At 69.7% G+C, this 22887-nt stretch carries 25 protein-coding genes and 1 riboswitch; of the genes, 10 read left to right on the plus strand and 15 right to left on the minus strand.

Going from position 1 to position 22887, the window contains the following annotated elements; genetic code table 11:
* Positions 1-71 precede the first annotated feature (71 nt).
* From NQK81_RS28700 to NQK81_RS28725, 6 genes are all read right to left on the minus strand, one after another.
* On the minus strand, positions 72-722 hold the full coding sequence (locus tag NQK81_RS28700; protein WP_257484002.1) for a DUF4190 domain-containing protein: 651 nt from the start codon (positions 720-722) through the stop codon (positions 72-74).
* A 161-nt stretch (positions 723-883) separates the two neighbouring features.
* Complete coding sequence (locus NQK81_RS28705; RefSeq protein WP_192743853.1) at positions 884-1768, minus strand: hypothetical protein; 885 nt, start codon at positions 1766-1768, stop codon at positions 884-886.
* On the minus strand, positions 1765-2241 hold the full coding sequence (locus NQK81_RS28710; RefSeq protein ID WP_126730318.1) for a DUF6932 family protein: 477 nt from the start codon (positions 2239-2241) through the stop codon (positions 1765-1767). Before NQK81_RS28710 ends, NQK81_RS28705 begins: the two co-directional genes overlap by 4 nt.
* A gap of 91 nt (positions 2242-2332) precedes the next feature.
* The gene (locus tag NQK81_RS28715) at positions 2333-2764 is read right to left on the minus strand and encodes a hypothetical protein (protein WP_257484003.1); all 432 of its coding nucleotides are present in this window, start codon (positions 2762-2764) and stop codon (positions 2333-2335) included.
* A 7-nt stretch (positions 2765-2771) separates the two neighbouring features.
* The gene (locus tag NQK81_RS28720; protein WP_257484004.1) at positions 2772-3488 is read right to left on the minus strand and encodes an OmpA family protein; all 717 of its coding nucleotides are present in this window, start codon (positions 3486-3488) and stop codon (positions 2772-2774) included.
* A 238-nt stretch (positions 3489-3726) separates the two neighbouring features.
* Positions 3727-4566 (minus strand): SGNH/GDSL hydrolase family protein, encoded by an 840-nt coding sequence (locus NQK81_RS28725; protein ID WP_257484005.1) that lies wholly within the window; start codon positions 4564-4566, stop codon positions 3727-3729.
* Between the two features lie 272 nt (positions 4567-4838).
* On the opposite strand from NQK81_RS28725, the gene NQK81_RS28730 reads away from it, so the two are divergent.
* Positions 4839-5522, plus strand: a complete 684-nt coding sequence (locus NQK81_RS28730; RefSeq protein WP_126730322.1) for a DUF3159 domain-containing protein — start codon at positions 4839-4841, stop codon at positions 5520-5522.
* Positions 5523-5630: 108 nt separating this feature from the next.
* On the opposite strand, the gene NQK81_RS28735 is transcribed toward NQK81_RS28730, so the two are convergent.
* Both NQK81_RS28735 and NQK81_RS28740 read right to left on the minus strand, forming a co-directional pair.
* Positions 5631-6581, minus strand: a complete 951-nt coding sequence (locus NQK81_RS28735) for an N-acetylglucosamine kinase (protein WP_257484006.1) — start codon at positions 6579-6581, stop codon at positions 5631-5633.
* On the minus strand, positions 6578-7621 hold the full coding sequence (locus NQK81_RS28740; protein WP_192743849.1) for an SIS domain-containing protein: 1044 nt from the start codon (positions 7619-7621) through the stop codon (positions 6578-6580). The genes NQK81_RS28735 and NQK81_RS28740 overlap by 4 nt, the downstream gene beginning before the upstream one ends.
* 140 nt (positions 7622-7761) lie before the next feature.
* Here NQK81_RS28740 and NQK81_RS28745 point away from each other — a divergent pair, with 140 nt between their 5' ends.
* Complete coding sequence (locus NQK81_RS28745) at positions 7762-8517, plus strand: GntR family transcriptional regulator (RefSeq protein ID WP_181772244.1); 756 nt, start codon at positions 7762-7764, stop codon at positions 8515-8517.
* Positions 8518-8608: 91 nt separating this feature from the next.
* A complete protein-coding gene (locus tag NQK81_RS28750) occupies positions 8609-10126 on the plus strand; it encodes an MFS transporter (RefSeq protein WP_257484007.1) in 1518 nt (505 codons plus the stop codon).
* 79 nt (positions 10127-10205) lie between these two features.
* Here the strand turns inward: NQK81_RS28750 and NQK81_RS28755 are convergent, their stop codons facing one another.
* The gene (locus tag NQK81_RS28755; protein ID WP_257484008.1) at positions 10206-11144 is read right to left on the minus strand and encodes a threonine ammonia-lyase; all 939 of its coding nucleotides are present in this window, start codon (positions 11142-11144) and stop codon (positions 10206-10208) included.
* Positions 11145-11293: 149 nt separating this feature from the next.
* Here NQK81_RS28755 and NQK81_RS28760 point away from each other — a divergent pair, with 149 nt between their 5' ends.
* Complete coding sequence (locus tag NQK81_RS28760; protein WP_257484009.1) at positions 11294-11998, plus strand: hypothetical protein; 705 nt, start codon at positions 11294-11296, stop codon at positions 11996-11998.
* Between the two features lie 79 nt (positions 11999-12077).
* Here NQK81_RS28760 and thiE read toward each other — a convergent pair whose 3' ends face one another.
* Positions 12078-12743 carry a thiamine phosphate synthase gene (gene thiE / locus NQK81_RS28765; RefSeq protein ID WP_257484010.1) on the minus strand — a complete coding sequence of 222 codons (666 nt, stop codon included), beginning with the start codon at positions 12741-12743 and terminating at the stop codon, positions 12078-12080.
* Positions 12744-12773: 30 nt separating this feature from the next.
* Positions 12774-12881: riboswitch (TPP riboswitch) on the plus strand.
* Here thiE and thiO point away from each other — a divergent pair.
* The 4 genes from thiO (at position 12875) to NQK81_RS28785 (ending at position 15450) form a co-directional block, all read left to right on the plus strand.
* Positions 12875-13945: a glycine oxidase ThiO gene (gene thiO / locus NQK81_RS28770; protein WP_257484011.1), complete on the plus strand. Its 1071-nt coding sequence runs from the start codon at positions 12875-12877 to the stop codon at positions 13943-13945. Its footprint overlaps the riboswitch before it by 7 nt.
* Positions 13945-14145 carry a sulfur carrier protein ThiS gene (gene thiS / locus NQK81_RS28775; RefSeq protein ID WP_007033436.1) on the plus strand — a complete coding sequence of 67 codons (201 nt, stop codon included), beginning with the start codon at positions 13945-13947 and terminating at the stop codon, positions 14143-14145. The genes thiO and thiS overlap by 1 nt, the downstream gene beginning before the upstream one ends.
* 1 nt (position 14146) lies before the next feature.
* Positions 14147-14905: a thiazole synthase gene (locus NQK81_RS28780; protein WP_126730661.1), complete on the plus strand. Its 759-nt coding sequence runs from the start codon at positions 14147-14149 to the stop codon at positions 14903-14905.
* A gap of 110 nt (positions 14906-15015) precedes the next feature.
* Entirely contained in the window at positions 15016-15450 is a 435-nt protein-coding gene (locus tag NQK81_RS28785) for a MarR family winged helix-turn-helix transcriptional regulator (RefSeq protein ID WP_126730334.1), read from the plus strand.
* Here NQK81_RS28785 and NQK81_RS28790 read toward each other — a convergent pair.
* Genes NQK81_RS28790 through NQK81_RS28800 form a run of 3 tightly spaced genes read right to left on the minus strand, consistent with a single transcriptional unit; the run spans position 15428 to position 18029 of the window.
* Positions 15428-16225, minus strand: coding sequence for an ion transporter (locus tag NQK81_RS28790; protein WP_257484012.1), 798 nt, complete (start codon positions 16223-16225; stop codon positions 15428-15430). The two genes, NQK81_RS28785 and NQK81_RS28790, sit on opposite strands and share 23 nt — an antisense overlap.
* Positions 16226-16251: 26 nt before the next feature.
* A complete protein-coding gene (gene thiD, locus NQK81_RS28795; protein WP_034308254.1) occupies positions 16252-17082 on the minus strand; it encodes a bifunctional hydroxymethylpyrimidine kinase/phosphomethylpyrimidine kinase in 831 nt (276 codons plus the stop codon).
* 23 nt (positions 17083-17105) lie between these two features.
* A complete protein-coding gene (locus tag NQK81_RS28800) occupies positions 17106-18029 on the minus strand; it encodes an NADP-dependent oxidoreductase (protein WP_257484013.1) in 924 nt (307 codons plus the stop codon).
* 88 nt (positions 18030-18117) lie between these two features.
* Between NQK81_RS28800 and NQK81_RS28805 the strand changes: the two genes are divergently transcribed.
* A complete protein-coding gene (locus NQK81_RS28805) occupies positions 18118-18516 on the plus strand; it encodes a winged helix-turn-helix transcriptional regulator (RefSeq protein ID WP_172843557.1) in 399 nt (132 codons plus the stop codon).
* Positions 18517-18611: 95 nt separating this feature from the next.
* Entirely contained in the window at positions 18612-20129 is a 1518-nt protein-coding gene (locus NQK81_RS28810; RefSeq protein WP_257484014.1) for an alkaline phosphatase family protein, read from the plus strand.
* Positions 20130-20338: 209 nt separating this feature from the next.
* Here NQK81_RS28810 and thiD (NQK81_RS28815) read toward each other — a convergent pair whose 3' ends face one another.
* Complete coding sequence (gene thiD, locus NQK81_RS28815; RefSeq protein WP_257484015.1) at positions 20339-21154, minus strand: bifunctional hydroxymethylpyrimidine kinase/phosphomethylpyrimidine kinase; 816 nt, start codon at positions 21152-21154, stop codon at positions 20339-20341.
* Between the two features lie 34 nt (positions 21155-21188).
* Positions 21189-22832, minus strand: a complete 1644-nt coding sequence (thiC, locus tag NQK81_RS28820) for a phosphomethylpyrimidine synthase ThiC (protein WP_192743836.1) — start codon at positions 22830-22832, stop codon at positions 21189-21191.
* Positions 22833-22887 lie beyond the last annotated feature (55 nt).

The raw sequence follows: 22887 nt of genomic DNA on the forward strand, positions 1-22887 counted from the left end.
GCTCGTGGCGGTCCGGCCGGTGGAGGTGGGGGCGATACCGGCCGGCCGCCAGGCGGCACCCCCGCAGGGGGTCAGCCGGTGCCGGCGGTGCACAGGGCGATGGTCTGGCCCTTGTTCTCCGCCACCTTCTTGCCGTTCACCAGGATCGTGCAGGCGATCTGGTTGCTGACCGTCGAGTTCCGGGTGTCCGCGGTGACGGTGAGCAGGTAGTCGCCCGAGTTGAAGGACGCCGTGCCGCGCCATTCGTCGGTGCTGGCCGGGGTCGTCTCGGTCCGCTGGTCGTTGAGCGAGCCGTACCGGATGGTCGCGCCGCCGGAAGCGCTGACGACGAACTCGACGGTGTTCTTGTCCCCGGCGACCGCCGGGACGTGCAGCCCCGACTCGCCGGTCGCGAAGAAACTGGTGTAGACCAGTAACCCGCCCGCGGCCAGCAGTCCGGTGATCGAAAGCGCGAGCCCCGCGATCCCCATTCCCTTCTTGTCCGCTTCACCCTTCTTGATTTTGGTCAAACCGATCACGGAAAGAATCACTCCGATCACGGCGAGCGGCCAGGCGGCGATCCCGGCGACCGGGACGAAGGCGACCCCGAGCGCCGCCAAGCCGACCAGGAAACCCGCGATGACCACGCCGTTCTTGGGTTTGCGGTGCCGGGTTCCGTGCGCGGCGAACCCAGGGCCGTAGCGGGTGGCAGGCGGGTGCGGGAGAGGTGGATCGGTCGGCATACATGCCCTTTCGGAGGCTTCCGTCCGAAGACGTTAACCCATCGTTCGGGGCAATGGCCGAAATTGTTACCTGCCGGAAAAAGTCATCATTCAACGATGATCAAGCGGTCACCGACATTTTCTGACGAGAATTGTGGCATCGCCGAATGTCGGAAACCCGATCACTGATCGAACAGGCTGACTTCCGGGGTGATCTCCAGCAGTTCGTGCACCGGGCGGCCGCGGCGGCCGTCGATGGTCGTGGTGCGCACGACGCGCAGCCGCGCGGTCACCGGCCGGTCCAGGTTCTCCTTGATCTCGTCGAGCAGATCCGGCGCGACCGCGCCCTGGATCGTGCCGCCCGACTCGCGTTCGAGATAGAAGATCCGGCGCCGCGTGCGGACGCCGTCCAGCCTGCCGCTGACCGTCTCGTAGCCGACCGCTTCCCGCGACTCGCGCAGGCTCCCGGACAGGATCCTCGCCTGCTCGGTGGTCATGCTGCGGGTCAGTTCGTCGCCGGACGTCGGGGTCAGCGCCATGCCGATCCCGGCGTGCTTGCTGACCGCGTTGACGATGTCGCTGACCGCGTTGCGGACGGTGTCACGCTGCAGCAGCACCGCGTCCAGCGCGCCGTCGTCGGAACCGTTGGCGGGCAGGAAGTCGCACAGCTCCTTGACCGCGCGTTCGGACAGCGACTCGATCCCGTCGTGGATGAGCGCGTCGTCGAGCGCCGGCTCCGGGAAGCCGAAGAAGATCGCGTTGCCCGCCTGCCCGCGCTGGATCAGCGGGGCCTTCTCGCGGTCCGCGGGCTGGACGAAGGTCACCTCGCCCGACGGGTTCCGGATGATGTGCCCGATCTTCGCCGTCGCGTCCTGCAGCGCGCGGCTGATGTCGGAGAAGGTGTACGCGTCCAGATGCGACTCGCCGAGCACGGAGACGCGAAGCAGCGGCGAACGCGACGTCCGCTCGAACTTGGCGTACGCGGCCATCGCCGACGCGCGGGCGAGGTCGTCGAGCCAGGTGCCGCCGGGGATCTCGTCGGCGATACGCCGGAATTCGTTCCTCACCAGATCACTTCCGGAATTCCCCTGCCACCCGATGCCCACACTTCTTCCCAGATCTCCTCGTCGCCGGGGCGGCAGAGGAAACCGTCGAGCATGCCGCCGACCGGCTGGACCTGGTCCAGGTACATGGCGGGCTGGCCGACGATGACCCCGCGCAAGGTCAGCAGCCCGTACAGCGCCGAGCGGCCCGCGTCGTCGAGCCGTTTGAGCGCGCCCCATTCGTCCGGGATCAGCACCACGTCGAGCCCGCGCGGCGCGTGCGGGGTCCTGGCGGTCAGATCCCCGCCGATCCACGCGCGGCCGGTCGGCATGATCCGCCGGGCGACACCGAGGTAACTGTTCAGCGCGCTGAACAGGATTTCACGGTCGTTCTGGTGCGGCGCGTCGAAGACCAGCCGCTCGTAGACGTCGGCCAGATCGGCGGGATGGCGGCCAGGAGGCAGCAGGTTGTGCGGCGTCCAATAGGGGAGCGCCAATCGGAGCCTCCTTCGTGTGCCGGAGCTCCCGATCGAAGAAACGTACCCGGCGTCCCGCTCACAGTGCGTAGCCGAATTTACCAGGCGAGTGTCAGCCGCCCTGCCCCGGCCGGTGCCCGGCGGGTGGCCAGTCCTCGTCGCTCGGCCAGACGGGTTCGGGTTCGTGGCCGCCCTCGCCGTTGCGGGCGGCCGCTTCCGGCGCCCCCGGCTGGTAGGCCCGCACCGCTTCCGGTGCCAGCTGGCCCTCGCGGTGGCCTTCGGCCTCCTGGTCGTACGGCTCGTCGTCGTCCTGCACCCGCGCGGGCGGCAGGAACTGCGTCCGTTCGGTGGACAGCAGTTCGGGCACGGGTTCGGGATCCGGGTCGTGCTGGACCGGGACCGCGGCGCGCGCCGGCTCGTGGACCGCCGGTTCCGCGGCGGGACGGTCACGCCGTTCGCCGCGCATCAGCAGCCAGGTGACACCGCAGCCGAGGGCGAACGAGATGAGCAGCCACAGCCAGATCTGCCCGAAGAGCCAGAGCATCAGGCCATCACCTCTGTTCCGCCGTGATGTCGACGCGGCGGCCCTCGCCGCTCGCGCCGTCGGAGTTCCTGCGCTGGGTGGAGTACGCCTGGTCGCGTTTGACCCCGTTGCGCTCCAGCAACCGCTCGACCGTCAGTGCCCGGTTCAGCGCGAGCTTGCGGTCCGAACCGGTCGCGACCGACCCGGTGATCCGGAACCGCAGCTCGCGGGGCGCGTCGGTGAGCAGCTTCGCGACCTCCAGCGCGCCGCGTTCGCCGTCCGCGGTGAGGTCGGTGGTGTCCGGTTCGAACGTGATCGGCGTGGCCGCCAGCAGCCGGTCGAGCTCGGCCTGGAAGCCCGCCTTGTCCGTCGGCTTGGCCGGCGTCGGCGCGGGACTCGGCGGCGGGCTGGGCGCGGGCTGGCTCGGCGGCTCGCCGCTGGTCGTCACCGGGCCCGCGGGCGGGGCGGTGTCGCCGGAGATCTCGACTGTCCGGACCCCGTCGATCCGCTGGATGGCGTCCATCGCCTGCGCGGCCTTGTCCGGCGGGAAGCCGGTGAGGTTCGCGTCGCGGCCGGAGAAGCTCACCTGGCCGCCGGAGACGCCGACGTCGGCGAGCGCGTTCTTCGCGCGCGCGGTCAGCTCGGCCTCGATGTCGTCCGAGGCCGACCAGACGGTGATCGCCGTCAAGGCGAGCGTGACCAGCAGCGCTGTAGGCAGCAAGCGGCTCCAGCGTGTACCGGGCATGAAGGGACTGTAAGCCGCGTACGTCCGGTTAGCGAACCGGCTTTCCCCCTGCCCGGCGCTCTCCGCGAAGTGCCGCGTACCTGGTCTGGCCTGCGACGTCGACCGCGGCCCGGACCTCGCCTCGGCCCGGACGGGGTCGGCACATGACCCTTCTGGGTGACATCGATCGATGGCCCTGATGCGCGTGAAGGCCCCCTTCCCTCGGCTCAGCCGAGGGAAGGGGGCCTTCACGCGCGGCTCAGCTCGCGTGGTGGTGGATCTCCCGCAGCTCCTTGGCCGGGAGGGTGACGCCCGTCGTCTCGATCTGCTCCAGCGGGAGCAGCGGCGCGAGCTCGGGGCGCTTCGGGGACAGGCCGTCGCCCATGGACTCGCCCTTGAGCTGACGGCGGATCCACGGCAGCAGATGCGCCTTCGTCCACTCGAGGTCCGAGCGGCGCGACGTGATCCAGGTGCTCGGCTCCTCGGACGCCGGCCACGGCTCGCGCCAGTCGTCGGCGACCGGGACGCCGAGGACCTCGGCCGCGCGCAGCGCGATCCGCCGGTGGGCCTCGGGGGTGAAGTGCAGCCGGTCGTCGCTCCAGGCGCGGCGGTCGTGCAGCGGGGCCATCGCCCACATGTCGACCATCTTGGCGCCGTGCCGGTCGGCGATCGCCCACAGATGCGCGTTGTAGATGCCGACCTTCCCCCGCAGGACGTGCATCACCGACAGGTACTTGGTGTCCGGCCCGTTGAAGATGAGCACCGGGATCCCGGCCTCGCGCAGCTTGGCGACCCCCGCCTCCAGCCGCGCGGCGACGGCGTCCACGTCCGCGCCGGGCACGATGATGTCGTTGCCGCCCGCGCACAGGGTGACCAGGTCGGGCTTCACCGCGAGGGCGATCGGGAGCTGCTCTTCGAGGATCTCGTCGAGCATCTTCCCGCGGAGGGCGAGGTTCGCGTACTGGAAGTCGGGCCTGCCTTCGGCGAGGATCTCCGCCAGCCTGTCCGCCCAGCCCCTGAAGCTGCCGTCGGGCAAGCTGTCGTTGAGTCCTTCGGTGAAGCTGTCACCGATCGCCACGTAGCTGTCGAATCCGTACACGTTGGGTCCCCTTCCGTCCGTGTGCCCCCGGTGGTACTTGTACACCACAACTAACAGCTGAGAGCGCCCCTGCAATCCCACCCGGCCGAAACCCGTGGTTCAGCCCGTTGACACAGTCTCTTATTTTGTCGGACGTCCATGCATCTCCATTACCGGGATGTACACTCCTGGGCTGCGTAGATTCCCCTCAAGTGGACGTAAACCGGACACCTCGTGTGGCGAACATCTCCCCGCCCGGGTGTTCCGGCTCATAGATCCGGCAGGCTGTAAGGGTGACCTCACGACCCTCGCGCGAGTCGCTCGCCCAGATCCTCGGCGGGCGGCGAGGCGCCATCGACGCGAGCATCCCGCCCGCGGCCTTCGTCCTCGGCTGGCTGATCGCCGGCCGGTCGATCGCCTGGGGCGCCGGGGTGGCCATCGGGGTGGCGGTGCTGCTCGGCGGGTACCGGGTCGCGCGCGGCGACAAGGCCCGCGCGGTCGTGGTGAGCCTCGCCGCGGTGATCGCCGCCGCGCTGATCGCCCTGCACACCGGCCGCGCCGAGGACTTCTTCCTCATCCAGCTGTTGTCCAATGTGGCCAGCGCGCTGCTGTGGGCGGCCAGCATCGTGGTCCGGTGGCCGTTGCTCGGCGTCGTGGTGGGGCTCGTCATCGGGCAGAAGACCCGGTGGCGCCGTGATCCCGCGCTGCTGCGCGCGTATTCGCGGGCGAGCTGGGTGTGGGTCTTCCTCCAGTACACGCTGCGGGTCGCCGTGTACGGCTCGCTGTGGTGGAGCGGGCAGGTGGTCGCGCTCGGCATCGCGCGGACGGTGCTGTCCTGGCCGCTGGTCGCGGTGACGGTCGCCGTGAGCGGCTGGGTGCTGTACCGCACGCTGCCGCCGGAACATCCCGGCCTGCGGGTGGTGGAGGAGAACGGGGATCCCTCGGATTCCGCGCCCGATGGGCTGCCAAGGACATAAGGCGGCCCCCGGCGAGGGGGGAGGGTCCGGGGGCCGGGTCCTACGGTACCCGGAGTTCGGCCCCGGAGTCGATGGTTTGGTCTTTTCGGGCTCGGTCCGGGTGTTTTTTCAGGATGACACCGGCCGCGGGGCGCTCTCCCCGTAGGCGTCGACGGCGGCCAGCCAGGCGGCGCCGAGCACCCCGTCGGTGCTGGTCAGGACCTCGATACCGGCGAGCGCGGCACGGACCTTCGCCCCCACCGGCCCCTCCGGCGACAGCACGCCGCCCACGAGGACGACCGGCGTGTCCTCGCCGGGGTCGCGGGCGGCCATGACGTTCGTCACCAGCAGGGCGGCCGCGCGGGTGGTGATCTCGTCCGCCGCCGGATCGCCTTCGCGGTAGGCGTCGCTGACGAACGGGGCGAACCTGGCGAGCCGGATCGGGGCTTCGGCGTTGGCGCTCGTGATGAGTGCGCGCCAGAGCGGTGCCCGGTCGCTCGCCGGGTCCACTGCGGACGGTCCGAGCGCTTCGGCGAGCACGGCGCGCGCGAGCGGACCGGGCTCGCCGCCGCGGCCGAGAACATCCAAAGTGGAGCGAACGGCTTCGCGACCGAGCCAGTAGGCCGAACCTTCGTCACCGAGCAGCCAGCCGTAACCGCCGACCGTGGACACCATCCGCCTGCCGCGGATCCGCCCCGCGATCGACCCGGTGCCCGCCACGAGCACCGAACCGTCCGGCGCGGAAGTCGCCGACGCGTAGGCGACTTCGGGGTCGGGGACCGTCCGCACCGGACTGATCCCCACGTCCTTCCACGCGGCTTCGAAGATCTCCGCGATCGCCGGATCGCTCAGCTTGCTGACGCCGGCCATGCCGACGACGCACGCCGCCGTCGCGGCCGGATCCAGCCCGCCGAGCGCGCCGGTGATCGCGCTCGCGATCCGCGCGGCGGCTTCCGACGGCGGATGGGAATTGGGATTCGCCCCGCCCGCGCGGCCCGTGCCGAGGACGGCGCCGGAGGCGTCGACGGCGATCGCTCGCGTCGACGTGCCTCCGGCGTCCACACCGATGACGTGGGTCACCGGGTCTTGGTCACCTTGAGCAGCCCGCGCGGGCTGTCCGGGTCACCGCCGCGCGCGAGCGAGAGACCGAGCGCGATCCGCTGGATCGGCAGGATCTCCAGGATCGGGGCGACCTCTTCGGCGGACGGCGCGACACCGATCCGCAACGCCGCGGGGACGTCGGCCGAAGCGGAGCCGACCGCGAGCACGTCCGCGCCGCGTTTGCCGACGGCCTCCAGGACCTCCTGCATCGCGCCCACACCGTGTCCCTGGCTCGTCACGGCGAGCACGGCGGTCTCACCGTCGACCGCGGCGACCGGACCGTGCAACAGGTCCGCGCCGCTGTACGCGCGGGCGGCGAGATAGCTGGTTTCGGCCAGCTTCAAGGAACCTTCCAGCGCCGTGGCGTACGAGTAACCGCGGCCCGTGGTGAGCACCCGGTCGACGAAGCGGTAGCGGTCCACCGCGCGCTGGACGCCTTCTTCGGAGCCGTCGAGGGTCTGCTGTGCGAGCTCGCCCAGTTTCTCCGCGTCCTCGCCCTTGCCACCGCGGACCGCGTCGATCAGAAGGTAAAGCGAAAGCAAGGTGGCCGAGTAGGTCTTGGTGGCGGCCACGGCCTTTTCCAGTCCCGCGCCGATGTCGACACCGAGTTCGGCGGCGGCGCGAAGCGGCGACTCCGGGGTGTTGGTGACCGAAACGGTCAGCGCTCCCTGGCGACGCGCGGTTTCGGTGACCTCGATGAGATCCGGGGAACCACCGCTTTGGCTTACTGTGATGAAGAGAACGTCCCGCAGATCGGGACGGGCGCCGTACAGAGTCGCGGTGGACGGTGAGACGAGACCGCAGGGGAGACCGAGGAGTACTTCGATCAGGTACTTCGCATACAGGGCGGCGTGGTCGCTGGAGCCCCGGGCGGCGAGGAGTGCGAACCTGGGCGGGCGCTTGGAGATGGCTTCGGCCACCTCGGCGATTTCGGCCTGTCGCTCCACGATTCCTGCCAGAATGGCGGGTTGCTGGGAGATCTCCGCGGCCATGTGCTCGCCGGGGCGCTGTTCGGTCATCTCGTTCCCTTCCACCGGGACGTACTTCGTCCCCCGAGTAGGTCTAGACCAATGCTAGCCCGAATGGACGTTTGTGGTGAAGGGTACGTTTCCTAGCGGGGACGGTGCGCGTTTGAGTGGGAAGGCTTAGGGAGTCGGTCATGTTGGAGACAACCACCGCGGGTGAGGCGGGCGCTACGGCAGGGATGCGCGGGCAGCGCGAACCGAAGTACTGGGCGCTGAAACAGCATCTGCTCGATCTGCTCGACGCGTTGCCGCCCGGCTCGCCGATTCCGACGGAACGGGCACTGGCGGGGGAATTCACCGTTTCGCGCACCACCGTCCGGCAGGCCCTCGCCGATCTCACCGCCGAGGGCAGGCTTCACCGCGTTCAGGGCAAGGGCACCTTCGCCGCCGAGCCGAAACTCGCGCAGCGCCTGCAGTTGTCGTCCTACACCGAGGACATGCGCAAGCAGGGGCTCAAGCCGTCGTCCAAGCTGCTGGAGATCGACGAACTGCCCGTCGAGGCCGATCTGGCGAAGCTGCTCGGAATCCGCGTCGGCGCGAAGATCCTTCGCCTTCGCCGTCTCAGGCTGGCCGATTCGCAGCCGATGGCACTGGAGACCACGCATCTCCCGCTCGGTCGCTTCCGCGGTTTGCGCAAACACGTTTCCGCAGGTGGTTCGCTGTACGCCGTGCTGAGGGAGCACTACGGCGTCGAGCTTGAAAGGGCCGAGGAAACGATCGAGACCGCCCTCGCCGGACCGCACGAGGCGGAGATGCTCGGCGCCGACGTCGGAATGCCGATGTTGCTCCTTTCGAGGCATTCCTTCGCCACCGATGGAAAACCGGTCGAGTTCGCGCGTGCGATCTACCGGGGTGACCGTTACAAATTCGTCACCACGCTACTTCCCTGACGAGTCAGGTAATTCCGGGAAAGATCGCTTTCCCGGAATTCATCCCTGTTTCGCGGTGGCCCGGCCCCGGCCGTCGTGATTCAGTCGTCCCATGACTGACACGGCGGCGGGGATCCGGTGGGGGACGCCGGTGGCGCGGGGCGTGCTCGCCACCACGATCGTGGGCTCGGGCATGGCGATGCTCGACGGGACGATCATCAACGTCGCGCTCCCGAGGATCGGCGACGAGCTCGACGCGTCCGTCGCGGGCCTGCAATGGATCCTCGACGGCTACCTGCTCGCGCTCGCCGCGCTGATCCTCGTCGCCGGATCGCTCGGCGACCGCTACGGCCGCCGCCGCATGTTCGTCGTCGGCGTCGTCTGGTTCGGGGTCGCGTCCGGGCTGTGCGCCGCCGCGACGACCACCGAGCTGCTCGTCGTGACCCGGATCCTCCAGGGGATCGGGGGAGCTTTGCTCACGCCCGGCTCGCTGGCGATCCTCCAGGCGTCGTTCACCCATGAGGACCGGGCCCGCGCGATCGGCGCCTGGTCCGGGCTCGGCGGTATCGCGGCGGCGATCGGCCCGCTGCTCGGCGGCGTCCTCGTGCAGGTGTGGTCATGGCGGCTGGCGTTCCTGATCAACCTGCCGCTCGCCGCGGTCTGCGTCCTGCTCGCCCGGCGCTACGTGCCCGAGTCCCGCGACGAGGAGGCGACCGGGCATCCCGACTTCCTCGCGGCCGCCGTCGGCGCGATCGGGCTGGCCGGGCTGACCGGTGCGCTGGTCGAAGCGCCCGGGCGGGGTATCGGTGACGTCGTCGTCCTGATCGCCATCGTGCTCGGCGTCGCGGGGCTGGGGGCGTTCCTGGTGATGCAGCACCGCTCGGCCGACCCGCTGGTACCGCCGAAACTGTTCCGGGACCGGACGTTCAGCCTCGCCAACGCGCTGACCTTCGTCGTCTACGCCGCGCTCGGCGGCGTGATGATGCTGATGGTCATGCAGCTTCAGGTGTCGCTGGGCTACTCGCCGACCGCCGCCGGGCTCGCCGGGCTGCCGATCACCGTCATCATGCTGCTGTTCTCCGGCCGGTCCGGCGCGCTCGCGCAGAAGATCGGGCCGCGCACGCAACTCGTCGTCGGCCCGATCCTGGTCGGCGTCGGCATGCTCCTGCTGATGCGGGTCGGGCCGGGGTCCTCGTATCTGGGGTCGGTGCTGCCCGCCGTCGTCGTGTTCGGTGCCGGGCTGGCGACGGTCGTCGCGCCGGTGACGGCGACTGTGCTGGCCGCCGCGCCGGACCGGTACGCCGGCGTCGCCTCCGGGGTCAACAACGCCATCGCCCGGTCGGGTGGCCTGCTCGCGATCGCCGTGCTGCCCGCCGTCGCCGGGCTGTCCGGTGCCGCCTACGCCGATCCGGTGGCCCTGACCGCGGGCTGGCGGACGGCGTTGCTCGTCTGCGCGGCGCTGGCGATCGGCGGCGGGCTGATCGCGCTCGGCATCCACAACGGCGTCCTCGACACACCTTCCGACGACACCGACGACACCGACGAGTCGCCGCATCCGGGTGAATGCCTCCACTGCGGCGTCGACTCGCCCCCGACGCACGTCCACCCCGGGCGTCACACGCGTGATTGAAGGCGTAACTCACGTGATTGGAGCCGTAACTCGTGAGTTACGCCTCCAATCACGCGAGATACGGCCCCAGTCACGCGAGTTACGCCAATAGGCCGGCCAGGGTCGCCGGGTCCAGGTTGCCGCCCGAAACGACGGAAACGACCTTGCCCGGCGGTAGCGCGTCCCGGTGGGAGAGGAACGCGGCGGTCGCGGTGGCGCCGCTCGGCTCGGCGACCAGACGGGCCCGGTGCGCCAGCGTCCGGACGGCCTCCCGGATCTCCTCCTCCGAAACGGTGATGACGTCGTCGAGCACCGCCTGGAGGTGGGCGAAGGTCAGGTCCGACGGCTGGGCGCGCAGGCCGTCGGCGCTGGTGCGCGCCCGCAGCTCCATCGGCCACTCGATCCGCCTGCCCGCGCGCAGGCCCTCGGCGGTGTCGCCCGCCAGTTCCGGCTCGACGCCGATGACCTTCGCGTCCGGCAGCAGTTCCTTGATCGCCGTGCCGACGCCCGAGGCCAGCCCGCCGCCGCTGAGCGGCACGAGGACGACGCCGGCGTCCGGCAGGTCTTCGGCGATCTCCAGGCCGACGGTGCCCTGCCCGGCGATGACGTCGCGGTGGTCGAACGGCGGGATCATGGTGAGCCCGCGTTCCTCGGCGACGGCGAGCGCGGAGGACTCCTGCGCGTCGATGGGGACCTCGATGACTTCGGCGCCGAGCGCCTTGGTGGCTTCGACCTTGGCGCGCGGGGCGACGTCCGGAATGAGGATCACCGCGGGAATCCCGAATCGCTTCGCCGAGTACGCGACCGCTTGCGCGTGGTTGCCACTGGAAAACGCGACGACGCCGCGGGCACGCTGATCTTCGGTCAGCGCGGCGATCGCGTTGTAGGCCCCGCGCACCTTGAAAGCACCGATCGGCTGGAGGCTTTCCGGCTTGAGCCACAACGGCGCCCACCCTTGTTCCAGCAGCGGGGTGCGCACCGCGACGCCTTTGACACGGCTCGCCGCGTCGCGGATTTCCTCGATCGAGACCAGGTTCATACGTCCGATTATGTCAAGGAGTTGTGAGCCATGGACAGTCCTTTTTGGACAGAGAGGGTGGCGCTCCTCACGTGCGGACAACGCGGGGAGCATCCCGTGCGCCTTAGTCGTTAGGACCGGTGAGGACCGACTAGCAGCAGAACGGGATCATGACCAAGGAGAGCACGGAGAAAACCGAAAAGACCGAAAAGCAGGGCCGGATCATCCAGGTGACGGCGGCCGCGATGGCCGCGATCACGGCGGCGCTGCTGGGTTCCACCCTCGGCGTGGCCGGCACGGTGGCGGGCGCCGGGCTGGCGAGTGTGATCACGACGCTCGGCGGCGAGCTGTACCTGCGTTCACTGCAGCGGACGAAGGACGCGGCGCTGAAGGCGCGAGTGGTGCTGACCGTTCCCGGGCGCCGCAAGGTGCTCGACCCGGCGGAGCAGGAGACCGTCCGCATCACCCAGGCGGAGGACGAAGAGCCGTCCGGGCGGAAGTTCAAGCCGCGCTGGGCGGTGATCGCCGGTGTCAGCGTGGTGGCGTTCGCGGTGGCGCTCGTCGCGATCACCGGTTTCGAGGGGGCGACCGGGAAGACCTTCGGCGGCGGAACCGGGACCACCATAGGGAAGATCATCGGCGGCGGACAGGCCCAGGAGCGGCAGGACAAGCACGACACCCCGCCTGCGACGACCCCGACGGAGACTCCGGGTGACCAGCCCGAGAAGACGCCGTCGACCACGCCGACCCCCTCGACGACGCCCACCACCACGACGCAGGCACCCCCGACGACGCAGTCCACGGCGCCGTCGACCTCCCAGGCGCCTTCGACGACCGCCTCGGCTCCGCCTGCCTCGAACACCCCCGTGCCCTGATCCCTTTCCCGCGTTTCGTCCTCTGGATGCGGTAGTTCGAGTTGCCAACTACCGCGTTCAGAGGACGAAACGCATGGGGTCAGGAGAGGGCGGAGCGAAGCGTGCGGGCGGCCGCTTCGGGGTCTTCGGCCTCGGTGATCGCGCGGACGACGACGATCCGCGACGCCCCCGCGTCCAGCACCTCGGGCAGCCGCTCGACGTCGATCCCGCCGATCGCGAACCATGGCCGCGCCGTCCCGGACGCGGCCGTCGAGCGCACCAGGTCGAGCCCCGGGGCGGACCGGCCGGGCTTCGTCGGGGTCGGCCAGCACGGGCCGGTGCAGAAGTAGTCCACGCCGGGTTCTTCGGCGGCGGCCGCGGCCTGTTCGGCCGAATGGGTGGACCGGCCGATCACCACGTCGTCCCCGAGCACCCGGCGCGCCAGCGACACCGGGATGTCGTCCTGGCCGAGGTGCAGCACGTGCGCGCCGACGCCGAGCGCGACGTCCGCGCGGTCGTTCACCGCCAGCAGCTTGTCGTGCTTCTCGCACGCCTCGGCCAGCACTTCCAAGGCGGCGATCTCGTGTTTCGCCTCGATCGGGGCACCGCCGGTCTTGTCCCTCAGCTGGATGATGTCGACCCCGCCGGCCAGCGCGGCGTCGGCGAATTCGGCGAGATCGCCGCGGCCGGACCGGGCGTCGGTGCAGAGGTACAGGCGGGCGTCCGCGAGCCGGGCGCGGATCAGCGAACCAGACAGGGTGGGCATGGCGGCGACGGTACTCGCGCGCTACGGTGGGGTGGTCCGCACGGGAGCCCGAGGACGGGCTGAGAGGGAGCCGGGACCGCTCCGACCGTGGAACCTGATCCGGGTCATGCCGGCGCAGGGAGCGTGATTCCATGAAGGAACTTTCGGTTGTCGGCGGCGGGGTCATCGGCCTCTCGGTCGCTTGGCGCGCGTCCGCGCGCGGTCATCGCGTCACCGTGTACGACCCCGATCCGGGGCGCGGCGCGTCGTGGCTCGCGGGCGGCATGCTCGCGCCGGTCACCGAGGCCTGGCCGGGCGAGGAGGACGTCCTCGCGCTCGGCGAAGCGTCCCTGCGGCGCTGGCCGGATTTCGCCCGTGAGCTGGCGGAAGAGGGCGTCGACCCGGGACTTTCACCGCACGGCACGCTCGTCGTCGCGCTGGACAGCGCGGACGCGGGCAACCTCGAAATGCTGGCCGCGTACCTCGCCGAGCTCGGCCGCGAGGTCGAGCGGCTGACCGGCCGTGAGGCCCGCCGCGCCGAAGCCGGCCTCGCCGGATCCGTCCGAAGTGGACTCCTGGTGCCCGGGGATCTGGCCGTGGACAACAGAAGGCTGTTGCGCGCGCTCGAACACGCCTGTCGAGTGCGCGGCGTCGAGTTCCGCCACGAGACGGTCACCGAGCTCAACGGATTGGGTGACGTCGTCCTCGCCGCCGGCGCCTGGACCGGACGGCTGCATCCCGCGCTCGACGGCGCCGTCCGCCCGCTCAAGGGCGAGATCCTCCGCCTCCGGCCGCGACGGGGTTGCCTGCCGCCCCCGAAACGCACCGTCCGCGCGATGGTCGAAGGACGCCCGATCTACCTCGTCCCTCGCGACGACGGTCAGCTCGTACTCGGCGCGACCCAGTACGAGGCCGGTTTCGACGAGACCGTCACCGTCCGAGGCGTTCGTGAGCTGCTCGAAGGCGCGGAGCGCGTCTTCCCAGGCCTCACCGAGTACGAACTCGTCGAGACCGCCGCCGGGCTTCGCGCGGCGAGTGTCGACACGATGCCCTTCATCGGTGAGCTGGGCGAAGGCGTCTTCGCCGCGACAGGTCACCATCGCAACGGCCTCCTGATGGCCCCGGTCACCGCGGACGCCGCGGTCGCCTGGCTGGACGGAGTGCCGTTGCCGGACGAGGTCGCGGCGGCAACACCGTCGCGGCGAAGCGAGGAGCGGGTGTGATGGAGATCCAGGTCAACGGCCAGTGGCGCGAATTCCCCGACGGCACCACCGTCGAGGGCGTGCTGGAGGCGCTGGGCACGGCGACACAGGGCGTCGCGGTCGCGGTGGACGGCGTGGTCGTCCGGCGCGGCGAATGGCCGGAAGCGGTGGTGCGCAAGGGCGCCAGCGTCGACATCCTCACCGCTGTGCAAGGAGGCTGAAATGGACGGCGACCACCTCGTCATCGGCGAGCACAAGCTCTCGTCGCGGTTGATCATCGGCACCGGCGGCGCGGGCAACCTCGCCGTGCTGGAACGCGCGCTGGTCGCGTCCGGGACGGAACTGACCACCGTCGCGATGCGCAAGGCTGACGCCGAAGGCGGCTCCGGCGTCCTCGAACTGCTTCGCCGCCTCGGCATCCGCCTGCTGCCCAACACCGCCGGCTGCCGGACGGCCGCCGAAGCGGTCCTCACCGCGCAGCTCGCCCGCGAAGCGCTCGAGACCGACCTCGTCAAGCTGGAGGTCCACGCCGACGACCGCACCCTGCTGCCGGATCCGTTCGAGACCCTCGAAGCGGCCGAACGGCTCGCCGCGGACGGCTTCACCGTGCTCGTGTACACCAACGACGATCCGGTGCTGGCGCTGCGGCTGGAGGAGGCGGGCTGCGCGGCGGTGATGCCGCTCGGCGCGCCCATCGGCACCGGTCTCGGCATCCGGAACCCGCACAACATCGAGCTGATCGTGTCCCGCGCTGGGGTGCCGGTGATCCTCGACGCCGGGATCGGCACGGCTTCCGACGCGACACTGGCGATGGAGCTCGGCTGCGACGCGGTCCTGCTTTCCACCGCCGTGACCAGGGCCGCGGACCCCGAACGGATGGCGTCGGCGATGCGGGCCGCCGTCACCGCGGGGCGGCTGGCGGCCGGCGCGGGGCGGATCCCGCAGCGGTTCTGGGCGCACGCGTCGAGCCCGCCCCGGTAACCCTTTTGTACGGTTCACGGCCTTCACGGCGAGTTCGCACCCGGAGCCCGTATGGTTGACGGCACCTTTCCGGAGGCGCACCCGCCGCCGTGTACCCAGAGGAGCCAGTGGTGACCACGTCAGCGGTCCAGGACGTTTCGGGCAGGTTGTTCCTGGCGGTGGGCAGGCTGTCCCGGTCGCTGCGCCAGGCCGGTGTGCCCGGGCCGGGCCACGGCGCGATCTCGGCGCTCGCCACGCTCGTGCACTACGGCCAGCTCCGCCTGGGTGATCTCGCGGCGAAGGAAGGCGTCGCCGCGGCCACCATGTCGAGGATCGTCGCTTCGCTGGTCGAAGCGGGCTACGTCAGCCGTGAATCGGACCCGATCGACAGGCGTGCCTGGCTCGCGGAGGCCACCGAAGAGGGGGCGAGGCTGGTTTCCGGCGTCCGGTCGACCCGGGTGAACGAGCTGAGCAAACGCCTCGAACGGCTGACGCCGGAGCATCAAGCGGCGCTGGCGGCGGCTCTGCCCGCGCTCGAAGCGCTCATTGCCGACGAAGAGCGCTGACTTCCTCGCGAAGAGCGCGAAGCTCGTCGAGGATCTCCTTGTTCGCCAGAGCCTGCGTTTCGGCCTGCTTCGCCTCTTCCTCGCGGATGTCCTGGCGAAGCTCGTCCTCCATCCCGCTGACCACCACGGCGATGAAGAGGTTCAGCACCGCGAAGCTGGACACGAGGATGTAGACCACGAAGAACACCCAGGCCATGGGCGCTTCCCTCATGACCTCCTTGGCGATGTCCGGCCAGGCCTCGCCGGTCATCACCTGGAACAGCGTGAACAGCGAAGTGCCGAGGTCGCCGAAGTTCTCCGGCGAGATCGCGCCGAACAGCTTCGTCGCCATCACCCCCGCGACGAAGATGATCAGCGCGAGGAGCGCGGCGATCGAAGCCATTCCGGGGATCGCCGCGAGCAGGCCGGTGACGACCTTCCGCATCGACGGCACGACCGAGATCAGCCGCAGCACCCGCAGGACCCGCAACGCCCGCAGCACCGCGAACGGGCCGGTCGTGGGGATCACCGCGATCCCGACGACGACCAGATCGAAGATGTTCCACGGGTCACGGAAGAACGTTCCGCGATAGGCGTAGAGCTTCGCGCCGAGTTCGAGGACGAAGATCCCGAGCGCGATGTAGTCGACCGTGTGCAGCAGCGTCCCGTGGTCCGCGACCATCCTGGTCGAGGTCTCCAGGCCGAGCGTGACGGCGTTGAAGACGATCACCGCGATGATGAAGTTCTGGAAGCGGCGGTCTTCGACGACCCTGGCCACCGTCTCGCGTCCCGTCACGGCGCAGATCGTAACCGGACGGGTGCTCAGTGCTCGGGCGCAAGCCGCCAGAACGCCGAAACCGGACCGACCTTCGCGCCCATCGGGTAGGCGTTTTCGACCGCGTGTGAAACGAACCACTTGCCGTAGCGCGCGGCCTCCACGACGGACATGCCCTTAGCGAGCCCCGCCGTCAGCGCCGACGCCATCGTGTCCCCGGCGCCGTGCGTGTGCTGCGTCGCGAACCGCTCGCCCGGCAGCTCGACGAACGTGGAGCCGTCGAAGAGCACGTCGACGCATTCCGGGTCGGAGACGAGGTGGCCGCTCTTGACGAGCACGTACTTCGGCCCGAGCCGGTGCAGCACGACGGCCGCCTGGTGCATCTGCTCGCGGGTGGTCACGGTCATCCCGGTGAGCAGGCGGACCTCGTCGAGGTTCGGCGTGAGGACGGTCGCGCGCGGCAGGAGCTCGTCGCGCAGCGCCACCAGCCCGGCCTCGTCGAACAGCGGATGCCCGTGCATCGACGCCGCGACCGGGTCGACCACGAACGGCACCTTGCTGTCGCGGCCGATCTCGGCCTTGTCGCACGCGGCGGCGACGGCGTGGATGATCTCGGCCGAAGCGAGCATGCCGGTCTTCGCCGCGTTGACGCCCATGTCGGCCGCGACCGCCTCGATCTGCCCGGCGACGATGCTCGCCGGGATGTCGGTGCGGTCGTGCACGCCGAGCGTGTTCTGGACGGTCACGGCGGTGACCGCGACCAGGCCGTGCACGCCACAGGTGAGGAACGTGCGCAGATCCGCCTGAAGGCCGGCGGCGCCGCCGGAGTCGGACCCCGCGATGGTCAGCGCCGACGGCGGGCTCGGGTTCTCGCTCATGGGTTCATTTTCCACGCGCGTTCTCAGAGGGTCAGGACGAGCTTCCCGGTCACCCTGCCGCCTTCGCCGACTTCGTGCGCCTTCGCGACGTCTTCGAGAGGGAAGGTCTGGTCGACGTGGACGCGCAGTTCACCCTTCTCGATCAGGCCGGTCAACGCCAGGAGACCGATCTCGTCGGGTTCGGCGAGCATTCCCGACGTCCGCACGCCGAGCTTCTCCGCCTTCGCCACGACAGCTTCGCTCGGGCCTCCGGGGACCGCGATCAGCAGGCCGCCCGGTTTCACCGCGTCCAGCCAGCGCAGGTCGCTCTGCTCGCCGACCAGCCCGAACACGACGTCCACCCCGGACGCGGTCGCGGCCTGGTCGCGGTAGTCGATCGGCTCGTCGACACCGAGTTCGCGGAGGAAGTCGTGCTTCCCGGCGCTCGCCGTGCCGAGGACGTACGCGCCGCGCGCCTTCGCCACCTGCACGGCGAGGTGCCCGACCCCGCCCGCGGCCGCGTCGATCAGCACACGCTGGCCAGGCTGGACGTCGGCGATGTCCACGAGGCCCTGCCACGCGGTGAGCCCGGCGAGCGGCAGCCCGGCGGCCTGCTCGTGGGTGAGGTTCGCGGGTTTGCGCACGAACTGGCGGGCGGGCGCCGTCACGTACTCGCCGTAGCCGCCTGCCTGCCGGGGAAACCACGGGAAGCCGAGGACCTCGTCGCCGACGGCGAACCGCGTGGTGCCGACACCGAGCTCCTCCACCACCCCGGAGACGTCCCAGCCGAGGACGAACGGCGGCTCGCCCATGAAGACGCCGTAGGCCCGGGTCTTCCAGTCGACCGGGTTGATCCCGGCCGCGCGCACGCGCACGAGCACCTCCGTCGGGGCGGGGGACGGCCGATCGGTTTCGGTCACCTCCAGCACTTCCGGGCCACCAAGCCGCTGCTGGGTCACGACGCGCATCGAAAGCTCCTTCGTTGTTGGTGCTGTCCATGCTCGGCCGCATGGTCTCTTTTCGCTAGAAGGCACTTATAGGTAAACTAGGTACCTGATGGAAACCACCTGTGAAGTGCCGGAATCCCCGTGGGACATCTACCTGCGGAACTGCCCGTGCCGAGACGTCCTCGACCTCCTCGCCAACAAGTGGACCGCGCTCGTGCTCGGCGCGCTGTCGCGGCGGCCGCACCGGTTCGGTGAGCTGCGCCGCGCCGTCGGCGGGATCAGCCAGAAGATGCTGACGCAGAACCTGCGCGCCTTCGAACGCGACGGCCTGGTCACGCGCACGGTCTTCCCGACCACGCCGCCGACCGTCGAGTACGCGCTGACCGAACGCGGGGCGAGCGCGGGCACGCTGCTCATGGCGGTCAGCGAATGGTCGGTCGCCAACTTCGACGGGATCCTCGAATCGCGGAAGGAGTACGACTCGCGGGTGATGGAGCCCGTCGGCTGAAGTCCTCCGTGGCGGCACGCGGACTTCATCGGGAAGTCAGTTCGGCGCACTAACTTGACGAACAATTGGTTCGAACAAGTTACCTGGAGGCTTTCGTGCGCAGAACGCTTTCCCTCCTGTCGGTCTTGGTGGCCGTCGCCGGACTGACGTCCGGTGTCGCCGTCGCCGCGGCCAAGACACCAAAAGTGCTGGTCATCGGCCTGGACGGCGCCCGCTTCGACAAGCTGATGGCCGCCGACACCCCCAACGTCCACGCGCTGGCGGAGCGTGGCTACGCGTCGCGCAGTTCCTTGTACGGCAGCGGGATGGCGCCGACGGTGAGCGGTCCCGGATGGTCCACGATCCTCACCGGCGTCTGGCCGGACAAGCACAAGGTGAAGGACAACTCCTTCTCGGGCAACGATCTCGCCCCGCATCCGAGCTGGCTCGCCCGCGCCGAAACCGCGAACCCTGCGCTCGACACCTACGCGGCGGTCGACTGGACGCCGATCAGCGACCGGATCCTGCGCACCGGCCAAGACCGCAAGTTCGTCCTGAACGGTGACAGTGCCGGCTACGAGAAGACCGACGAGCAGGTCGCCGTCGACGCGGAGAAGCATCTCAAGCAGGACAAGGCCGACGCGTCGTTCGTCTACTTCGGACAGACGGACATCGCTGGGCACGACCACGGCGCGGATTCTCCGCAGTACGAAGCCAGCCTGCGCACCGACGACGCGCTGATCGGCCGTCTGCTCGCCGCCGTCGACGCCCGCGCGAACCGTGCGAACGAAGACTGGCTGATCATGATCTCCTCGGACCACGGCCACACGCCGTCGGGCGGGCACGGCGGCGACACCCCTGAAGAACGGATGACGTTCGTGATCGCCGCCGGTGGCGCGGTCCCGGCCGGAACCCCCGCGGTGGCACCGAAGATCGTCGACATCGCGCCGACGGTGCTGCGGCACCTCGGCATCGCGGCTCCGGCTGTCTACGACGGCTACGCGCTCGGCGCCGCGCCTTCGGACGTCTTCGACACGGCCGTCTTGAAGGCGCGGCAGGACGAAACCGGTGTCCCGGCGGGGGTTCTCGGCTGGACGCACGACGCTCCCGGCGGCTGGAGCGTGCGCAACGCGTCCGGCATGCCCGCCGGCGTGACGGAGTGGCAGGGCTGGTCGTTCACCACCGACGACTTCTGGACTCGCACCGCCCCTGGTCAGCAGCGCGAGGCGAACGCCCGCGCGCGTGGCGTCTTCGCGGTCGCGGACCCGGATGAATGGGACGACAAGGGCTCGCCCTCTTCGCGCGGCACCTTCGACTCTTCCCTGGTTTCGCCTTCGCTCGACGTCTCCGGAAGGTCCACTGTGGACGTCTCTTTCGTGTCGCACTACCGGCAGGACGGCACGCAGCGGGGCGCGCTGACCGCGTCGTTCGACGGCGGCCCCGAGCAGAACGTGCTGGCCTACGGGCCGGAATCGGGTACGGCGAACAAGGGCGGTGACGTGCTTTCGGTGCCGACGGCGGCTTCGGTCAAGGTGCCCGCCGGGGCCCGATCGGTGAAGCTGACCTGGCGGCTCTACGCGGCGGGGAACAACTGGTATTGGGCGGTGGACGCTCCTCGCCTCAGCGCCCGCTAACGGATGTCACCGGACCCGGCCGACGTTGCGAAAGCCACTTTCACAACGTTGAAGGTTGCGAAGGTGGCCTTCGCAACCTCCCGGTAGGGCGCTTCGCCCAGCAGGACCCCGCAGAACATGAAGGCCCCCTTCCTTGCGCCTAGGTACAGGAAGGGGGCCTTCATGTACTTGGCAAGGGGCTTCACGGACCTCCGGCACTGGCCGGATGGTTACCGCAGCCGCCAGAACGGCGAAACGGGACCCACCCCGGCCCCCAGCGGATACGACTCCGCCACGCATCGCTCGATGAACCGCTTCCCCTCGGCGACGGCCGTCGGCACGTCCGCCCCCTTCGCCAGCGAAGACGTGATCGCCGAAGCCATCGTGTCCCCGCCGCCGTGGGTATTCCTGGTGTCGAAGCGCGGGCCGCTCAGCTCGACCCAGGATTCGCCGTCCGACAACAGGTCCACGCAGTCCTGAGCGGCGTCGAGGTGCCCGCCCTTCACCAGCACCCACTCGGACCCGAACTCCAGCAACGCCTCCGCCGCCTCCCGCTGAGTCGACGGCCCGGTCACCTCCACGCCGGTCAGCAGCCGGACCTCGTCCAGGTTCGGCGTGATCAGCGTGGCCCGCGGGAAAAGCTCGGTGCGGATCGCCTCCAGTGCCTCTTCTCGCAGCAACGCGTGCCCGGTCATCGAAGCGGCGACCGGGTCCACGACGAACGGCGTGTCCGACGAGCGTCCGATGTGGACTTCGTCGAGCGTCTTCGCGACGGCGTTGATGATCTCGGCCGTCGCGAGCATGCCGGTCTTCGCCGCGTCGACGCCCATGTCCGTGGCGACGGCCTTGATCTGGCCGGTGACGACGTCGACCGGGATCTCGCTGAACCCCTGCACGCCCAGCGAGTTCTGCACGGTGACCGCGGTGAGCGCGACCATCCCGTGCACCCCGTTGGCGAAGAAGGTGCGCAGATCGGCCTGGATGCCCGCACCACCACCGGAATCCGATCCGGCGATGGTGAGGGCCGTCCTGGGTGCTGTGTTCACGGCGCCTCCGCGGGAGGGAGTACGTCGGCGCGTGTCACTGATTGACCACCGGCAGGTACACCTTGTTGCCCTGCTCGGCGAATTCGTTCGACTTCTCCTCCATGCCGGCCTCGATGGCCTCCACAGTGGACAGTCCGTGTTCCTCGGCGTACTTGCGGACGTCCTGCGTGATGCGCATCGAGCAGAACTTCGGCCCGCACATCGAGCAGAAGTGCGCCGTCTTCGCCGGCTCCGCGGGCAGCGTCTCGTCGTGGTACGCGCGGGCGGTGTCGGGGTCCAGCGACAGGTTGAACTGGTCGTTCCAGCGGAATTCGAAGCGGGCCTTGGAAAGCTCGTCGTCCCACTCCTGCGCGTACTGGTGCCCCTTGGCGAGGTCGGCGGCATGCGCGGCGATCTTGTACGTGATCACGCCGGTCTTGACGTCGTCTCGGTTCGGCAGGCCGAGGTGCTCCTTCGGCGTGACGTAGCAGAGCATCGCCGTGCCGTACCAGCCGATCTGCGCCGCGCCGATGGCCGAAGTGATGTGGTCGTACGCCGGCGCGATGTCGGTCGCGAGCGGGCCGAGGGTGTAGAACGGTGCCTCGCCGGTCAGCTTCTCCTCGAGTTCGACGTTCTCCTTGATCTTGTGCATCGGCACGTGGCCGGGACCCTCGATCATCACCTGGACGTCGTGCTCGCGGGCGATATGCGTGAGCTCGCCCAGCGTCTCCAGTTCGGCGAACTGCGCGCGGTCGTTGGCGTCGGCGATCGAACCGGGCCGCAGGCCGTCACCGAGCGAGAACGTGACGTCGTACTCGCGCAGGATCTCGCAGAGCTCGGCGAAATTGGTGTACAGGAACGATTCCTTGTGGTGCGCGAGGCACCACGCCGCCATGATCGAGCCGCCGCGCGAGACGATGCCGGTGACGCGGCGCGCGGTCAGCGGGATGTAGCGCAGCAGCACCCCGGCGTGCACGGTGACGTAGTCGACGCCCTGCTCGCACTGCTCGATGATGGTGTCGCGGTAGACCTCCCACGACAGCTTTTCCGGCTCCCCGTTGACCTTTTCGAGCGCCTGGTAGATCGGCACGGTGCCGACCGGCACCGGCGAGTTGCGGATGATCCACTCGCGCGTCTCGTGGATCCGCTTGCCGGTGGAGAGATCCATGATCGTGTCGGCGCCCCAGCGGGTGGCCCACACCATCTTGTCGACCTCCTCCTCCACGGAGGACCAGACGGCCGAGTTGCCCATGTTGGCGTTGATCTTCACCAGGAAGTTCTTGCCGATGATCATCGGCTCGGTCTCCGGGTGCTTGCGGTTGGCGGGGATCACCGCGCGGCCGCGCGCGACCTCGTCCCGCACGAATTCCGGCGAGCAGCGCTCGCGTGCCGCGACGTACTCCATCTCGCGGGTGATGACGCCCTGTTTCGCCCAGCCGAGCTGGGTGTTGTGCTCACGACCGTCGGCCCAGCCGGCGCGCAGCCGATGCAGTCCACTGTGGACATCGATCTGCGCGTCGTCGTCGGTGTACGGGCCGGAGGTGTCGTAAACGTCGAAATGCTCGCCGTTCGAAAGATCGATCCGCCGCGCGGGGACCCGGAGACCGGATTCCGTCTGGTGATAGACCTTGCGGGAACCGGTGATCGGCCCGGTGGTCACGGTCGGTGTGATGCCCTGGGCATTCTCAAGCGTCGTCAACGACGTTCACTCCCTACGCCGGCATTACCCGGTCAGGTTCATGCGGTCGGCGGCG

The organism is Amycolatopsis roodepoortensis, assembly GCF_024628825.1.
Taxonomy (GTDB): Bacteria; Actinomycetota; Actinomycetes; order Mycobacteriales; family Pseudonocardiaceae; genus Amycolatopsis; species Amycolatopsis roodepoortensis.

Excerpts from the sequence above, each read along its gene's own strand:
- NQK81_RS28700 (WP_257484002.1), bottom strand. The coding sequence starts at position 722 with ATGCCGACCGATCCACCTCTCCCGCACCCGCCTGCCACCCGCTACGGC.
- NQK81_RS28715 (WP_257484003.1), bottom strand. The coding sequence starts at position 2,764 with ATGCTCTGGCTCTTCGGGCAGATCTGGCTGTGGCTGCTCATCTCGTTC.
- NQK81_RS28720 (WP_257484004.1), bottom strand. The coding sequence starts at position 3,488 with ATGCCCGGTACACGCTGGAGCCGCTTGCTGCCTACAGCGCTGCTGGTC.
- NQK81_RS28740 (WP_192743849.1), bottom strand. The coding sequence starts at position 7,621 with ATGACCGAACAGCGCCCCGGCGAGCACATGGCCGCGGAGATCTCCCAG.
- NQK81_RS28745 (WP_181772244.1), top strand. The coding sequence starts at position 7,762 with ATGTTGGAGACAACCACCGCGGGTGAGGCGGGCGCTACGGCAGGGATG.
- NQK81_RS28750 (WP_257484007.1), top strand. The coding sequence starts at position 8,609 with ATGACTGACACGGCGGCGGGGATCCGGTGGGGGACGCCGGTGGCGCGG.
- NQK81_RS28755 (WP_257484008.1), bottom strand. The coding sequence starts at position 11,144 with ATGAACCTGGTCTCGATCGAGGAAATCCGCGACGCGGCGAGCCGTGTC.
- NQK81_RS28760 (WP_257484009.1), top strand. The coding sequence starts at position 11,294 with ATGACCAAGGAGAGCACGGAGAAAACCGAAAAGACCGAAAAGCAGGGC.
- thiE (WP_257484010.1), bottom strand. The coding sequence starts at position 12,743 with ATGCCCACCCTGTCTGGTTCGCTGATCCGCGCCCGGCTCGCGGACGCC.
- thiO (WP_257484011.1), top strand. The coding sequence starts at position 12,875 with ATGAAGGAACTTTCGGTTGTCGGCGGCGGGGTCATCGGCCTCTCGGTC.
- thiS (WP_007033436.1), top strand. The coding sequence starts at position 13,945 with ATGGAGATCCAGGTCAACGGCCAGTGGCGCGAATTCCCCGACGGCACC.
- NQK81_RS28780 (WP_126730661.1), top strand. The coding sequence starts at position 14,147 with ATGGACGGCGACCACCTCGTCATCGGCGAGCACAAGCTCTCGTCGCGG.
- thiD (WP_034308254.1), bottom strand. The coding sequence starts at position 17,082 with ATGAGCGAGAACCCGAGCCCGCCGTCGGCGCTGACCATCGCGGGGTCC.
- NQK81_RS28800 (WP_257484013.1), bottom strand. The coding sequence starts at position 18,029 with ATGCGCGTCGTGACCCAGCAGCGGCTTGGTGGCCCGGAAGTGCTGGAG.
- NQK81_RS28805 (WP_172843557.1), top strand. The coding sequence starts at position 18,118 with ATGGAAACCACCTGTGAAGTGCCGGAATCCCCGTGGGACATCTACCTG.